Source organism: Pseudomonas imrae (assembly GCF_046352735.2).
In the GTDB taxonomy this organism is placed as follows: domain Bacteria; phylum Pseudomonadota; class Gammaproteobacteria; order Pseudomonadales; family Pseudomonadaceae; genus Aquipseudomonas; species Aquipseudomonas imrae.
Genome location: NZ_CP110853.2, coordinates 2,389,678 through 2,404,640 on the forward strand (window position 1 = coordinate 2,389,678; position 14,963 = coordinate 2,404,640).

Sequence of the window (14,963 nt, forward strand, 5' to 3'; positions counted from 1 at the left end):
GATTAAAGCAAAGGGTCGAGTGCAGTGCAAATGATATTGGTTTGCTTTTCTGTGGGGTGGTTGATGTGTTTGTGGCTGGGGGGGCGAGTCGGGTATGTGCATCCGTTGCTGCAGTCACGGATATGTCCAACACCCCCCCCTGGCGATGTATAGATAGCTGCGTCTCCCAAAGATTCAGGTAGCCTCGGCGGCCGGGACTAAAAACGCCGCCTCCAGCAATTGCCGGGTATAGGCGTGCCGGGGGGCGGCGAAAATCGACTTTGCGTCCCCTTGCTCCACCACCTGTCCCTGCTTGACCACCATCAACTGGTGACTCAATGCCTTGACCACCGCCAAGTCGTGGCTGATGAACAGATAGGTCAGGTTGTACTTGGCCTGTAACTGGCGCAGCAGCTCTACCACCTGGCGTTGCACCGTACGGTCGAGGGCCGAGGTGGGCTCGTCGAGCAGGATCAGGCGTGGCTTGAGCACCAGTGCGCGGGCGATGGCGATGCGCTGGCGTTGGCCGCCGGAGAACTCGTGGGGATAGCGGTGGCGGGATTCCGGGTCCAGCCCGACCTCGTTGAGCGCTGCGATAATCGCTTGTTCTTGCTCGACCGCAGTACCGATCTTGTGGATCCGCAACCCTTCGCCGACGATCTCGCTGACGCACATGCGCGGGCTGAGGCTGCCGAAGGGGTCCTGGAACACTACCTGCATTTCCCGGCGCAGGGGTCGCACTTGCTGTTGACTCAGGCGATCAAGTTGATGGCCTTCAAAACGAATCCCGCCCTTGCTGCCAATCAAGCGCAAGATCGCCAGGCCCAGGGTCGACTTGCCGGAACCGCTTTCACCGACGATACCCAGGGTCTGGCCCTGGGGCAGGCTGAAATTGATGCCATCCACGGCCTTGACGTGATCGACGGTGCTGCGCAGGAAACCTTTCTTGATCGGGAACCAGACTTTCAGGTCGTCGACTTCCAGCAGCGGCGGGCCGACCAGATTGTCGACGGGGCCGCCGCTGGGCTCGGCGGCCAGCAGTTCCTGAGTGTAGGGATGCTGCGGTGCGCGGAACAGTTCTTCACAGGATGCCTGCTCGACGATACAGCCACGCTGCATCACGCACACCTGGTGGGCGATACGCCGGACCAGGTTCAGGTCATGGCTGATCAACAACAGCGCCATGCCCAGGCGGGCCTGCAGTTCTTTGAGCAGTTCGAGAATCTTCAACTGCACCGTAACGTCCAGGGCCGTGGTGGGCTCGTCTGCGATCAACAGCTCCGGTTCGTTCGCCAGGGCCATGGCGATCATCACACGTTGGCGCTGGCCTCCGGACAGTTCATGGGGCAGCGCCTTGAGGCGTTTGTGCGGTTCGGGGATACCCACCAGCTCCAGCAGTTCCAGGGTGCGGCGGGTAGCGATTTTGCCGCTCAAGCCCTTGTGCAGGCCAAGGACCTCGTTGATCTGCTTCTCGATGGAGTGCAGCGGGTTCAACGAGGTCATCGGCTCCTGGAAAATCATCGCAATGCGGTTGCCGCGAATATGCCGCAAGGACTTCTCCTTGAGTGTCAGCAAATCCTTGCCGGCGTACTGGATCGTCCCGGATGGGTGACGAGCCAGCGGATAGGGCAGCAAGCGCAGGATCGAGTGCGCGGTCACCGATTTTCCCGAGCCGCTTTCGCCCACCAGGGCCAGGGTTTCGCCGCGCTTGATATCGAAGCTGATGCGCTCGACTACACACTGACTGTGCTCGCCGGTGACGAACTCGACGCTGAGGTCGCGGACTTCGATCAGATTGTCCTGATTCATCTCATTTCCTCGGGTCGAAGGCATCGCGAGCGGACTCGCCGATAAACACCAGCAGGCTCAACATGATTGCCAGCACCGCGAAAGCGCTGATCCCCAGCCAAGGCGCCTGCAGGTTGGATTTGCCCTGGGCCACCAGTTCACCCAGTGACGGCGAGCCGGCCGGCAAGCCAAAGCCAAGAAAGTCCAAGGCGGTCAGGGTGCCGATGGCGCCGGTCAGAATGAACGGCATGAACGTCATGGTCGAAACCATGGCGTTGGGCAAAATATGGCGGAACATGATCGCACCGTTCTGCATACCGAGGGCCCGGGCTGCGCGTACATATTCCAGATTGCGCCCACGCAGGAACTCGGCGCGGACCACGTCCACCAGGCTCATCCAGGAAAACAGCAGCATGATCCCCAGCAGCCACCAGAAATTGGGCTGCACGAAGCTGGCGAGAATGATCAGCAAGTACAGCACTGGCAAGCCGGACCAGATTTCCAGGAAGCGCTGGCCTGCCAGGTCTACCCAGCCACCATAGAAGCCCTGCAGCGCCCCGGCCGCAACGCCGATGATCGAACTCAGTACGGTCAACGTCAGCGCAAACAACACTGAAACGCGAAAACCATAGATCACTCGCGCCAATACATCCCGCGCCTGGTCATCGGTGCCCAACAGGTTGTCGGCCGAAGGTGGGGCAGGCGCTGGCACTTTCAGGTCGTAGTTGATGCTCTGGTAGCTGAACGGAATCGGCGCCCACAGCGTCCAGGCATCTTTGGCCTTGAGCAGTTCACGGATGTATGGGCTCTTGTAGTTGGCTTCCAGGGGGAACTCGCCGCCGAAGGTGGTTTCCGGATACCGCTTGAGCGCCGGGAAGTACCACTCACCGTCGTAATGCACGGCCAATGGTTTGTCGTTGGCAATCAGCTCGGCGCCAAGGCTGAGGCCAAACAGGATCAAAAACAGCCACAGTGACCACCAGCCACGCTTGTTGGCCTTGAAGCGTTCGAAACGGCGGCGATTGAGGGGGGATAGATTCATCTCAATGCTCCCGGCTTTCAAAGTCGATGCGTGGGTCTACCAGGGTGTAGGTGAGGTCCCCGATCAGTTTCACCACCAGCCCCAGCAGGGTGAAGATAAACAGAGTCCCGAACACCACCGGGTAGTCACGATTGATCGCCGCTTCAAAACTCATCAGGCCCAGGCCATCGAGGGAGAAAATCACTTCGACCAGCAGCGAGCCAGTGAAGAAGATGCCAATAAAGGCTGAGGGGAATCCGGCGATCACCAACAACATGGCGTTGCGAAACACATGGCCGTAAAGCACACGGTGGTTGGTCAGGCCCTTGGCCTTGGCGGTGATCACGTATTGCTTGTTGATCTCGTCGAGGAAGCTGTTTTTGGTCAACAGCGTCATGGTCGCGAAGTTACCGATCACCAGGGCCGTGACGGGCAGCGCCAAGTGCCAGAAATAGTCGAGGATTTTTCCGCCAGCGCTCAACTCATCGAAGTTGTTGGACGTCAGGCCGCGCAGTGGGAACCAGTCAAAGTAGCTGCCGCCGGCAAATACCACGATCAACAGGATCGCAAATAGAAACGCCGGAATCGCATAGCCGACGATAATCGCCGAACTGGTCCACACGTCGAAGTGGCTGCCATGCCGCGTGGCTTTGGCGATGCCCAGCGGAATCGACACAAGGTACATGATCAGGGTGCTCCATAACCCGAGGGAAATGGACACGGGCATCTTTTCCTTGATCAGGTCGATGACCTTGGCATCGCGAAAGAAGCTGTTGCCAAAATCCAGCTGTGCGTAGTTCTTGATCATGATCCACAAGCGTTCCGGCGCCGACTTGTCGAAGCCGTACATCTTCTCGATTTCCTTGACCAGCGCCGGGTCCAGGCCTTGGGCGCCGCGGTAGCTGGAGCCCGCTACCGACACTTCCGCGCCGCCGCCGGCAATGCGGCTGGTGGCGCCTTCAAAGCCTTCCAGCTTGGCGATCATCTGCTCCACCGGGCCGCCGGGCGCGGCCTGGATAATCACAAAATTGATCAGCAGGATGCCCAGCAGCGTAGGAATGATCAGTAGCAGTCGGCGAAAAATATAGGCCAGCATGTCAGTCGCCTCCGCTCGCCGGATCGGCTGTGATGTCGGTTTCCGCTGTCACCGCCGGCGCCTTCTCGGGCTTTATCCACCAGGTGGAGATGCCTACGTCATAGCGCGGAGGGACTTTCGGGTGACCCAGGTGGTCCCAATAGGCCACGCGGTAGGTCTTGATATGCCAGTTGGGGATCACGTAATAGCCGAACTGCAACACACGGTCCAGGGCCTTGGCGTGGGCCACGAGGCTTTTGCGTGAGTCGGCGTCGATCAACTCTTCCACCAATTGGTCGATGGCCGGGTCCTTGAGGCCGATGTAGTTGCGGCTGCCGGGGTTGTCGGCGCTGGAGGATTTCCAGAATTCACGTTGTTCGTTTCCCGGGGACGACGATTGCGGAAAACTGCCGACCAGCATGTCGAAATCCCGGGAGCGCAAGCGATTGATGTACTGCGAGACGTCGACCCGGCGAATCTCCAGATTGATGCCCAGGTCCGCCAGGTTGCGCTTGAATGGCAGCAGGATGCGTTCGAACTCGGTCTGGGCCAGCAGAAACTCAATGGTCACCGGTTTGCCGGTGGCGTCGACCATCTTGTCATCGACGATGTGCCAGCCGGCGTCCTGCAGCAATTGGTAGGCTTCGCGTTGCTGTGTGCGGATCATGCCGCTGGCATCGGTCTTCGAAGGTTCGAATGCTTCATTGAAGACCGCAGGCGGGATTTTGTCGCGCAGCGGTTCGAGAATCGCCAGCTCGTCAGGTCCGGGCAGGCCGGTAGCAGCCATGTCCGAGTTTTCGAAATAGCTGCGGGTTCGGGTGTAGGCGCCGTTGAACAGTTGCTTGTTGGTCCATTCAAAGTCCATCAGCAGGCTGATGGCCTTGCGCACCCGCACGTCTTGAAACACCGGCTTGCGGATATTGAACACAAAACCCTGCATCCCGGTGGGATTGCCGTTGGGAATTTCTTCCTTGATCAGGCGACCTTCGGCCACAGCCGGGACGTTGTAGGCATTGGCCCAGTTTTTTGCGCTGATCTCCTGCCAGAAATCGAATTGGCCAGCCTTTAACGCCTCGAGGGCGACGGTGTTGTCACGATAATAATCGGTCACCCGGTAATCGAAGTTGTACAGTCCTTTGTTGATCGGCAGGTCTTTGCCCCAGTAATCCTTGACCCGCTCATAACGAATCGAGCGTCCTGGCTTGACCTCGACCACTTTGTACGGGCCACTGCCCAGGGGGATCTCCAGGTTTCCCTTGGAGAAGTCGCGTCCGGCCCACCAGTGTTTGGGCAGCACTGGCAACTGACCGAGAATCAGCGGCAACTCACGGTTATTGGTGTTATTGAACTTGAATAACACCCGCAAAGGATCTTCGGCCACCACGTCTTCGACGTCGCCATAGTAGGTGCGGTAGATCGGCGAGCCTTGGGTGATCAGGGTCTTGAAAGTGAACACCACGTCCTCGGCGCGTACCGGGTGGCCATCATTGAAGCGGGCTTCTGGCCGCAGGTAGAAACGCACCCAGCTGTTATCGGGGGCTTTCTCGATCTTGCCGGCGATCAAACCGTATTCGGTGATGGGCTCGTCCAGGCCTTGCTGGGCCAGGGTGTCGTAGATCAAGCCGATATTATCGGCTGGCACGCCTTTGCTGATAAACGGATTGAGGCTGTCAAAGCCGCCCATCGCCGATTCACGAAAAGTCCCGCCCTTGGGCGCGTTGGGGTTCACATAGTCGACATGCTTGAAGTTAGCGGGGTACTTGGGTGGTTCGTCGTAGAGGGTCAAGGCATGCTGCGGTGCGGCGTTGGCAGCCGCGCAAAAGAACAAGCCACTGATAATCGCAGTACGCAAAGGCTTCATTGGGCTTTCTCCGAAGCTTTCAGCCACCATGCGCGCAGACCCAGGTTGTAGGGCGGCGTGGTGATGAAGGCGAACCGATTACGGTACGCCAGGCGATGATAGTCAAGGTACCAATTGGGGATAATGTAGTGCTGCCAGAGCAGTACCCGGTCCAGGGCCCGGCCTGCTGCGACTTGCTCGTCACGGGTCTGGGCGGCCAGTAATTGTTCCAGCAGGTGATCGACCACCGGATTGGCGATGCCCGCGTAATTTTTGCTGCCCTTGATCCCGGCCTGGCTGGAGTGGAAGTATTGCCACTGCTCAAGTCCCGGGCTCAAGGTCTGGTTGAGTGTCATGAGGATCATGTCGAAGTCGAACTGGTCGAGGCGCTGTTTGTACTGTGCCCGATCAACTGTGCGCAAGCGGGCGTCGATGCCGATGCTCGCCAGGTTTTCGACATAAGGTTGCAGGATGCGCTCCAGGTTTGGATTGACCAGCAAAATCTCGAAGCGCAATGGTTGCCCGTCGTTATTGAGCAGGCGTTGGCCGGATAGCTTCCAGCCGCTTTCGGCCAGCAGGCCGAGGGCTCGGCGCATGGTTTCCCTGGGGATGCCCCGCCCATCGGTCTGCGGCAGGCTGAAGGCTTGGGTAAAGAGGCTGGCTGGCAGTTGCTCTCGATAAGGCGAGAGTTTCAGCCACTCGTGGCCTGTCGCAAGGCCACTGGCGGCGAACTCGCTATTGGGGTAGTAGCTCAAGCTACGCGTATAGCTGCTGCTGAAGAGCGTGCGATTGGTCCACTCGAAATCGAACATCAACCCCAGGGCCTCGCGCACCTTGGTTTGGCTAAAGGCGGCGCGCCGGCTGTTCATGAACAGGCCCTGGCTCTGGGTCGGTATCTGATGGTGGATCTGCGCCTTGATCACTTCGCCTCGATTGACCGCCGGGAAGTTATAGCTGTTACTCCAATTCTTGGCCTGGTGCTCGATGTAGATGTCGAACTCGCCAGCCTTGAATGCCTCGAAGGCCACGGCGCTGTCGCGGTAGAATTCAACTTCGACCTTGTTGAAGTTATAAAAGCCCCGATTGACCGCAAGGTCCTTGCCCCAGTAATCCTTGACCCGCTCCAACACCAATTGCCGACCTGGCTCTACCTTGCTGATCCGGTACGGCCCGCTGCCCAGTGGCGGCTCGAAGGTGGTGGCTTTGAAGTCGCGGTTCTTCCAATAGTGCTGGGGTAATACCGGCAACTCGCCCAATCGCAGTATCAGCAACGGATTGCCGGCGCGCTTGAATACAAAACGGATCCGTTGACGATTGAGAATGTCCACCCGCGCCACTTCCTGCAGGTTGGTGCGGTATTGCGGATGACCTTCGGTGAGCAACGTACGATAGGAAAACGCCACGTCGTAAGCAGTGATGGGCTTGCCATCATGGAAGTGCGCTTCCGGACGAAGGTTGAACACCACCCAGCTGCGGTCCTCGCTGTACTCCACCGATTGTGCGATCAGACCATAACTGGAGGTTGGTTCGTCGCCGGAGGGGGCATACTGGCCGGTGCCGACCATCAGCGGCTCGTTGAGCTCGTTGACGCCATATTGAAGGAAGTTTGCGGTCGAGACCGGGCTTGAGCCCTTGAAGGTATAAGGATTGAGGGTGTCGAACGTACCAAAGGCCATTACCCGCAGGGTGCCGCCTTTGGGCGCCGCGGGGTTTGCCCACTCGAAGTGGGTGAATTTTGCCGGATACTTGAGCGTGCCGAACTGCGCATAACCGTGGTTTTCGGTGATGCTCGCATTCGCGCAAAAGCTCAAGGCCAGGTTTATTAGTAGAAGGAGGGAACGCTTCAAGTCAGAGATCCGATCCAGGCAGCTTGGGCTTTATGATCGGTACAGTAACAGCTTGTTCCGCTTGGAAAAAGACTATTGAAAGCGGCGGGAAAACAATGTCGCGGCGGGCTTTGGGTGGCGACAGACGAGCTCGCCACCACAAAGTCGCCCCGAAAAGGTATTGTCTACCTGGGCCCGGAAACCACCAGCATTTGCCCAGGCTTCAAGGCCTTGCTCGTGCGTGGGTTCCAGCGCTTGAGATGTTGCATCTCGACATTGAAGCGCTTGGCCACCATGTACAGCGAGTCGCCTTTCTTGACCTTGTACCGCATCGGCTTCTTGCGTGCAGCCTTGCGCGTATCCTGCATCACCAGCGCCTGGCCGACTTTTAAGGCCTGGCCATTGAGCTTGTTCCAGCGTTGCAGGTCGTGTACCGAGACCTTGTTGGCCTTGGCGATCAGCGTCAGGTTATCGCCGCTCTTGACCTTGTAGGTACGCGAGCGCCCAGCCACGGCCTGGTGTTCAACCTCGTCGAACACCGGCTTTTTCGGCCGCAGGCTCAACAGCTCCTCGCGGTTCATCGATGACAGGCTGCTGGCCAGCAACTGTGCTTTGGAGGTGGGTACCAGCAAATGCTGGGGGCCGTCCAGAGTGGTGCGCTGCTTGAACGCCGGGTTGAGCTGGAACAACTCGTCTTCGTCGATTTCTGCCAGCGCCGCGACCCGTGACAGGTCCATGCTTTGCTTGACTTCCACCATTTCGAAATACGGTTGGTTGGCAATCGGGTTCAGGTTGATACCGTATGCCTCGGGTGCCAGGACTACTTGGGACAGTGCCAGGAACTTGGGCACGTAGTCACGGGTTTCCTGCGGCAGGGGCAGGTTCCAGTAGTCGGTCGGCAAACCCAGTTTCTCGTTGCGCTCGATAGCTCGGCTGACGGTACCTTCGCCGGCGTTATAAGCTGCCAGTGCCAGCAACCAGTCGCCGTTAAACATGTCATGCAGACGAGTCAGGTAGTCCAGTGCAGCGGTGGTCGAGGCGGTGATATCGCGCCTGCCGTCGTAGGCGCGGGTCTGGCGCAGATTGAAATAGCGCCCGGTGGAAGGAATGAACTGCCACAAACCGACTGCATCGCTGCGCGAATAGGCCATCGGGTTGTAGGCACTTTCAATCACTGGCAGCAGCGCCAGCTCCAGGGGCATGTTGCGCTCTTCGAGGCGCTCGACGATGTAGTGAATGTAGAGGCTGCCGCGTTCTCCGGCGTTCTCCAGGAAAGACGGATTGCTGGCAAACCACAGGCGTTGTTGCTCGATGCGCGGGTTGACGCCTACGTCGCCCTGCAGCTGGAAGCCCTGGCGCATGCGTTCCCAGACATCCTGCGGTACCAGCGGGCTTGGCTTTTCTGACAGCCAAAGGGGTTTCTGCTTGATCTTTACAGCCAGGTTGGGTTTGGGTTGCACGATGGATTGTGCAGGGTGGTTGGTTGATTGGCAGCCCGCCAGAGTTGCGCAGGCTGCCACCGCAATGGCTTGGGCCAGGCGGGTCAATGCGTCTGAATGATTGGATTTACGAATAGATGACGACATTGGCTGGAAGTTAGTTCCGGGCAAAAATGTCGGGCGATTCTAGAAAGCGCGTAGGTCGCGGTCAACCATTCAGAAAATCAGTATCAGAAGCTGTCTCATTAGAACGTATCTTTCCACGATCGCAAGGCAGCAAAAACCGCACTCCCGGAGCGATTGTCCTGGTCACTCCATTCGTCCGCTTTTTGTTTAACGGATGTTTCGGCGGTGCGTAAAAAAGGGTTTGTGAGTTTTTCCAGCGCAAGCGTCGACGGCAGGGTCATCTTGCCATCAGCCCTGAGCTGGGCGACTTTCTCCACCCGTTCGCTGATATGATGATTGGCCGGTTCGACTGCCTGGGCAAATTTCAGGTTGCTTTGTGTGTATTCGTGAGTGCAGTAAACCAGCGTGTCCTCGGGTAATGTAGCGAGGCGCTCCAGCGATGCGTACATTTGTTCTGGCGTGCCTTCGAACAAGCGCCCGCAACCGGCAGCGAACAAGGTGTCGCCACAGAACAGCAAGCCATGACGGTAATAAGCTATGTGTCCCAAGGTATGGCCGGGCACCGCAAGCACTTCGAACTCCCAGCCAAACACTTGGATACGATCGTTATCCTTCAGCGCTATGTCACGGGCCGGAATTGTCTCAAGAGCAGGGCCGTAGACATTGGCATGCGGGTTTTTTGCCTTGAGCAGTGCCACGCCGCCTACATGATCGTGATGGTGGTGCGTAATCAGGATGTCACCGAGGATCCAGTCCGAATGCTGTTCAAGCCATTTGAGCACCGGTGCAGCGTCACCTGGATCGACGACAGCACAACGATGGCTGCGATGGTCTTGTAACAACCAGATGTAGTTATCGGTGAAGGCGGGCAGGGCACTGATCTGTATCATTCTTCTATTCGCCAAGCGGAACACATTGGTGCATCTTAGAACGTCTTGGCGCGTTTGGAGAATGCAATGACTGATAAAGCGTTCGCCCAGGCCGATCCCGAGTGGCTGGCCCTCATCGGTGCTGCCCGCGATTGGCTGAATGGGCCGATCGGGCAATTTCTGCTGGAAGAAGAGCGGGGCATGCTTGAGGATGAGCTTGGGCGCTTCTTCGGTGGCTATCTGGTGCATTACGGCCCTTCGGCCCAAACCCCACCGTCTGCACCTCAAGTGCAGCGTAACGTACGGCTGGGCGCGCCGTTGCCGGGAGTGGAAATTGTCTGCGAGGAACAGGCCTGGCCGTTGAGCGAACATGCCGCCGATGTGGTGGTGCTGCAGCACGGCCTGGATTTCTGCCTGTCGCCCCACGGTTTGCTGCGCGAGGCGGCTAGCAGCGTGCGCCCTGGTGGCCATTTGCTGATTGTTGGAATCAACCCCTGGAGCACATGGGGCCTGCGCCACGTCTTCGCTCATGACGGGTTGGGCCAGGCTCGTTGTATCTCGCCATCACGGGTCGGTGACTGGTTGAACCTACTGGGCTTCGCGCTGGAGAAACGCCGCTTCGGGTGCTATCGTCCGCCGCTTGCCTCGAGCAAGTGGCAAGGCCGCCTGGCAGGCTGGGAGCGCAGGGCAGGAACCTGGCAGTTGTCTGGTGGCGGTTTTTATTTGTTGGTGGCGCGCAAGATTGTGGTGGGGCTACGACCAGTGAGCCAGGTACGGCGCGAACCGATAAGCAAGTTGGTGCCGATGCCGTTGGCCAAGGTCAATCGCCGGCCCGCCGAGCAATAAGGCACTCTTTAGAATTCAGGCCTGGTTTTCCGGCCTCGGGCTTCGCCGGTCGATTGCCGGCAGCCCGCTTTGATGGATAGCGCAATGATCGATAGTGTAGAACTCTTCACCGATGGCGCCTGCAAAGGCAATCCAGGGCCCGGCGGCTGGGGCGCCTTGCTGATTTGCAAGGGCGTGGAGAAGGAGTTGTGGGGTGGTGAAGCCAACACGACAAATAATCGCATGGAGTTGATGGGGGCCATTCGTGGCCTGGAAGAACTCAAGCGTCGTTGTGATGTGTTGTTGGTTACCGACTCCCAATACGTCATGAAAGGCATCAATGAATGGATGGTCAACTGGAAAAAGCGCGGTTGGAAAACCGCCGCCAAGGAACCGGTCAAGAACGCCGACCTATGGCAGTTGCTCGACGAGCAATGCAATCGCCACAACATCACCTGGAAATGGGTACGTGGGCATATCGGCCATCCCGGCAACGAGCGGGCTGACCAGCTAGCCAACCGGGGCGTGGACGAAGTGCGCGGCTATAAACAGAGCTGACCCTTTCTGACGCCGCTGCAGCTGTTACAGGATCAGTATCGCACGGGCGAGTTGTTCGTCCGTATCCCGCGAGTCCGGGAGGGTGCGGCGGATATGCTGGAACGCCGCCTCCAGTTGAACACTGCGTATCTCACCCTGGCTGGCGACAAACGCTGCCGCGTCGGTTTTTGCCGCTAGCACCACCTTGTCATCCCTCAAGCTGCTGCTGGTACCTTTAGAGGCGCTCATGGACAGGCTGACCAGCGCGTCGGTGGTCATGACGAAACTGGTGGCCTGGGCATTCGCAAGGCCGAACAGGCAAAGGGCGAGGAGCCATTTCGGGTTGTACATAAACCGGGTATTCCCTATCAGAAAGAGCCGCGAAGGCTAGCAAGGCTCCCTGTAGCAAACTGCGACTGGTTTGCTAAAGCTTGTAAAAAACTGTGGGGCAATACCTCCAGTGTTGCACCATGGGTCGCTTCGCTTGGAGAGCGTGTTAATATCCTGCCCCTTGAAACACACCACACCGTTGAGAGCTGAGCCCTGATGGCCATCCGATCTGTTGTACTCGATACCGAAACCACCGGCATGCCGGTGACCGATGGCCACCGGATCATTGAAATTGGTTGTGTCGAACTGATAGGCCGCCGCCTGACTGGTCGCCATTTTCACGTGTACTTGCAGCCGGACCGCGAAAGTGATGAAGGCGCCATTGGCGTCCACGGCATTACCAACGAGTTTCTGGTGGGCAAGCCGCGTTTCGCTGAAGTCGCCGATGAGTTTTTCGCCTTTATCGAAGGCGCGCAGCTGATCATTCATAACGCGGCGTTTGACGTCGGCTTCATCAATAATGAATTCGCCTTGATGGGGCAGTCGGACCGGGCTGATATCACCCGCCACTGCACCATTCTCGACACCCTGATGATGGCCCGCGAACGGCACCCCGGCCAGCGCAACAGCCTCGACGCTCTTTGCAAACGCTATGGCGTCGACAACTCCGGTCGTGAACTGCACGGAGCTTTGCTCGACTCCGAGATTCTGGCCGACGTTTACCTGACCATGACCGGCGGCCAGACCAGCCTGTCCCTGGCTGGTAACGCTTCCGATGGCAACGGTTCGGCGGAAGGTTCGGGTAATCGACCTTCGGAAATCCGGCGCCTGCCGGTCGACCGCAAGCCCACGGCGATCATCCGTGCCAGCGAACAGGACATGGCCGAGCACGCCGCGCGTCTTGAGGCCATTGCCAAGTCCGCGGGCGCGCCGGCGTTGTGGAGCCAATTGACCCAGTAAGAGGCGTGGCCGCTTACTGCTTCAATCTTCATTCGCTACAACGGTCCCGAGCTTCTACCCTGAGTAGATCGCCCTCAGGATACTGGCTCCCATGTATAAAGACCTGAAGTTTCCCATCCTGATCGTGCATCGCGACATCAAGGCTGACACCGTTGCCGGTGATCGGGTCCGGGGCATAGCCCAAGAGTTGGAGCAAGAAGGCTTCAGTATATTTTCAGCCGTGGACTACGCCGAAGGCCGTTTAGTGGCTTCGACTCATCATGGCTTGGCCTGCATGCTGATTGCCGCCGAAGGTGCGGGGGTAAATACCCATCTGCTGCAAAATATGGTCGAGCTGATCCGCTTGGCGCGGATGCGCGCGCCAAATCTCCCTATCTTTGCGCTTGGCGAGCAAGTCACCCTGGAAAATGCTCCGGCCGATGCCATGAGCGAACTCAATCAATTGCGCGGTATTCTCTATTTGTTCGAAGACACCGTGCCATTCCTGGCCCGGCAGGTTGCGCGTGCAGCACGAACATACCTGGACGGCCTATTGCCGCCATTTTTCAAAGCGCTGGTGCAGCATACGGCGGACTCCAATTACTCCTGGCACACACCCGGGCACGGCGGCGGCGTGGCTTACCGCAAAAGCCCGATCGGGCAGGCGTTTCATCAATTCTTTGGCGAAAACACCTTGCGTTCGGATTTGTCGGTGTCGGTGCCGGAGCTGGGGTCGCTGCTGGATCACACTGGCCCGTTGGCCGAAGCCGAGGCGCGTGCCGCCCGCAACTTTGGGGCTGATCATACCTTCTTCGTGATCAATGGCACCTCGACCGCCAACAAGATTGTCTGGCACTCAATGGTCGGGCGCGATGATCTGGTGTTGGTGGACCGTAACTGCCACAAGTCGGTTCTGCACTCGATCATCATGACCGGCGCCATACCGTTGTATCTGTGCCCGGAACGTAACGAGTTGGGGATCATCGGCCCGATTCCGCTGACTGAGTTCAGTCGTGAATCGATTCGCGCGAAAATCGATGCCAGCCCATTGACTCGTGGGCGCGAGCCCAAGGTTAAGTTGGCCGTGGTCACCAACTCCACCTACGACGGCCTGTGTTACAACGCCGAACTGATCAAGCAGCAACTGGGTAACAGTGTCGAAGTATTGCACTTCGACGAGGCCTGGTACGCCTATGCGGCGTTCCACGAGTTTTTTGCAGGACGCTACGGCATGGGCACCTCGCGCACCGTCGACAGCCCTCTAGTGTTTACCACGCACTCCACGCATAAGCTGCTGGCGGCGTTCAGCCAGGCCTCGATGATTCATGTGCAGGATGGTGGTGCTCGGCAGTTGGACCGCGATCGCTTCAATGAAGCTTTCATGATGCATATCTCCACCTCGCCGCAATACAGCATCATTGCGTCTCTGGATGTTGCATCGGCAATGATGGAGGGGCCGGCAGGGCGCTCGCTGCTCCAGGAAATGTTCGATGAGGCCTTGAGCTTTCGGCGCGCCCTGGCCAACTTGCGCCAACATATCGCCGCTGAAGACTGGTGGTTCTCCATCTGGCAACCGCCCTCGGTGGCGGGCATCGAAAGGGTTGCAACCAGCGACTGGTTGTTGCAACCGCAAGCCGATTGGCATGGTTTTGGCGATGTCGCCGAAGACTACGTGTTACTCGATCCGATCAAGGTGACGCTGGTGATGCCCGGCCTGACCGCCGGCGGGGCCTTGAGTGATTGCGGAATCCCGGCTGCTGTGGTCAGCAAGTTTCTCTGGGAGCGTGGCCTGGTGGTGGAAAAAACCGGCCTGTATTCGTTCCTGGTGCTGTTTTCCATGGGAATCACCAAAGGCAAGTGGAGTACCCTGCTGACCGAATTGCTGGAGTTCAAGCGCAATTATGACGCCAACGCAAGTTTGGCCAGCTGTTTACCGTCAGTGTTTCAACACGGTCCGGCGCGCTATCAGGGCATGGGTTTGCAAGACTTGTGCGACCAGTTGCACGGCTGCTATCGCAGCAATGCCACGGCCAAACACCTCAAGCGCATGTACACCGTATTGCCCGAGGTTGCGATGAAGCCCGCCGATGCCTATGACCAACTGGTACGCGGTGAGGTCGAGGCCGTTTGTATCGATGCCTTGCAAGGGCGTATCGCAGCCGTGATGCTGGTGCCTTATCCGCCAGGTATTCCGTTGATCATGCCAGGGGAGCGTTTTACCGAGTCGACGCGTTCGATCATCGACTACCTGGCATTTGCCCGGGAGTTCGATAGCAACTTCCCCGGTTTTGTCGCCGACGTTCATGGGCTGCAACGCGAGGACCACGGTGATGGTCGTTGCTACACCGTTGATTGCATCAAGTCTTAAG

The 14,963-nt window shown here is 58.3% G+C and carries 12 protein-coding genes; 4 read left to right on the plus strand and 8 right to left on the minus strand.

Translation table 11 applies throughout. The features are described 5' to 3' along the window. Window positions 1-174: 174 nt before the first annotated feature. From OQ460_RS10725 to gloB, 7 genes are all read right to left on the minus strand, one after another. Complete coding sequence (locus tag OQ460_RS10725; protein ID WP_410021774.1) at window positions 175-1,788, minus strand: ABC transporter ATP-binding protein; 1,614 nt, start codon at window positions 1,786-1,788, stop codon at window positions 175-177. A 1-nt stretch (window position 1,789) separates the two neighbouring features. Continuing rightward, window positions 1,790-2,809, minus strand: coding sequence for an ABC transporter permease (locus OQ460_RS10730; RefSeq protein WP_410021775.1), 1,020 nt, complete (start codon window positions 2,807-2,809; stop codon window positions 1,790-1,792). A gap of 1 nt (window position 2,810) precedes the next feature. Then, entirely contained in the window at window positions 2,811-3,884 is a 1,074-nt protein-coding gene (locus OQ460_RS10735) for a microcin C ABC transporter permease YejB (RefSeq protein WP_410021776.1), read from the minus strand. 1 nt (window position 3,885) lies between these two features. Next, window positions 3,886-5,724, minus strand: a complete 1,839-nt coding sequence (locus tag OQ460_RS10740) for an extracellular solute-binding protein (protein ID WP_410021777.1) — start codon at window positions 5,722-5,724, stop codon at window positions 3,886-3,888. Then, window positions 5,721-7,550: an extracellular solute-binding protein gene (locus tag OQ460_RS10745; protein ID WP_410021778.1), complete on the minus strand. Its 1,830-nt coding sequence runs from the start codon at window positions 7,548-7,550 to the stop codon at window positions 5,721-5,723. Before OQ460_RS10745 ends, OQ460_RS10740 begins: the two co-directional genes overlap by 4 nt. Before the next feature lie 164 nt (window positions 7,551-7,714). After that, a complete protein-coding gene (locus OQ460_RS10750) occupies window positions 7,715-9,115 on the minus strand; it encodes a lytic transglycosylase domain-containing protein (RefSeq protein ID WP_410021779.1) in 1,401 nt (466 codons plus the stop codon). A gap of 98 nt (window positions 9,116-9,213) precedes the next feature. After that, window positions 9,214-9,984: a hydroxyacylglutathione hydrolase gene (gene gloB, locus OQ460_RS10755; RefSeq protein ID WP_410021974.1), complete on the minus strand. Its 771-nt coding sequence runs from the start codon at window positions 9,982-9,984 to the stop codon at window positions 9,214-9,216. Between the two features lie 66 nt (window positions 9,985-10,050). Between gloB and OQ460_RS10760 the strand changes: the two genes are divergently transcribed. Then, entirely contained in the window at window positions 10,051-10,809 is a 759-nt protein-coding gene (locus OQ460_RS10760) for a class I SAM-dependent methyltransferase (protein ID WP_410021780.1), read from the plus strand. An 84-nt stretch (window positions 10,810-10,893) separates the two neighbouring features. Next, window positions 10,894-11,346, plus strand: coding sequence for a ribonuclease HI (rnhA, locus tag OQ460_RS10765; RefSeq protein ID WP_410021781.1), 453 nt, complete (start codon window positions 10,894-10,896; stop codon window positions 11,344-11,346). 24 nt (window positions 11,347-11,370) lie between these two features. Here the strand turns inward: rnhA and OQ460_RS10770 are convergent, their stop codons facing one another. After that, window positions 11,371-11,676, minus strand: coding sequence for a DUF2388 domain-containing protein (locus tag OQ460_RS10770; protein WP_410021782.1), 306 nt, complete (start codon window positions 11,674-11,676; stop codon window positions 11,371-11,373). Window positions 11,677-11,877: 201 nt separating this feature from the next. Between OQ460_RS10770 and dnaQ the strand changes: the two genes are divergently transcribed. After that, complete coding sequence (gene dnaQ, locus OQ460_RS10775; RefSeq protein WP_410021975.1) at window positions 11,878-12,615, plus strand: DNA polymerase III subunit epsilon; 738 nt, start codon at window positions 11,878-11,880, stop codon at window positions 12,613-12,615. Between the two features lie 91 nt (window positions 12,616-12,706). Next, window positions 12,707-14,962, plus strand: a complete 2,256-nt coding sequence (locus OQ460_RS10780; RefSeq protein WP_410021783.1) for an Orn/Lys/Arg decarboxylase N-terminal domain-containing protein — start codon at window positions 12,707-12,709, stop codon at window positions 14,960-14,962. Window position 14,963: the final 1 nt, after the last annotated feature.

What these genes read in the sequence shown, in the direction of transcription:
- OQ460_RS10725 (WP_410021774.1), bottom strand. Translation starts at nt 1,788, where the DNA reads ATGAATCAGGACAATCTGATCGAAGTCCGCGACCTCAGCGTCGAGTTC.
- OQ460_RS10730 (WP_410021775.1), bottom strand. Translation starts at nt 2,809, where the DNA reads ATGAATCTATCCCCCCTCAATCGCCGCCGTTTCGAACGCTTCAAGGCC.
- OQ460_RS10735 (WP_410021776.1), bottom strand. Translation starts at nt 3,884, where the DNA reads ATGCTGGCCTATATTTTTCGCCGACTGCTACTGATCATTCCTACGCTG.
- OQ460_RS10740 (WP_410021777.1), bottom strand. Translation starts at nt 5,724, where the DNA reads ATGAAGCCTTTGCGTACTGCGATTATCAGTGGCTTGTTCTTTTGCGCG.
- OQ460_RS10750 (WP_410021779.1), bottom strand. Translation starts at nt 9,115, where the DNA reads ATGTCGTCATCTATTCGTAAATCCAATCATTCAGACGCATTGACCCGC.
- gloB (WP_410021974.1), bottom strand. Translation starts at nt 9,984, where the DNA reads ATGATACAGATCAGTGCCCTGCCCGCCTTCACCGATAACTACATCTGG.
- OQ460_RS10760 (WP_410021780.1), top strand. Translation starts at nt 10,051, where the DNA reads ATGACTGATAAAGCGTTCGCCCAGGCCGATCCCGAGTGGCTGGCCCTC.
- rnhA (WP_410021781.1), top strand. Translation starts at nt 10,894, where the DNA reads ATGATCGATAGTGTAGAACTCTTCACCGATGGCGCCTGCAAAGGCAAT.
- OQ460_RS10770 (WP_410021782.1), bottom strand. Translation starts at nt 11,676, where the DNA reads ATGTACAACCCGAAATGGCTCCTCGCCCTTTGCCTGTTCGGCCTTGCG.
- OQ460_RS10780 (WP_410021783.1), top strand. Translation starts at nt 12,707, where the DNA reads ATGTATAAAGACCTGAAGTTTCCCATCCTGATCGTGCATCGCGACATC.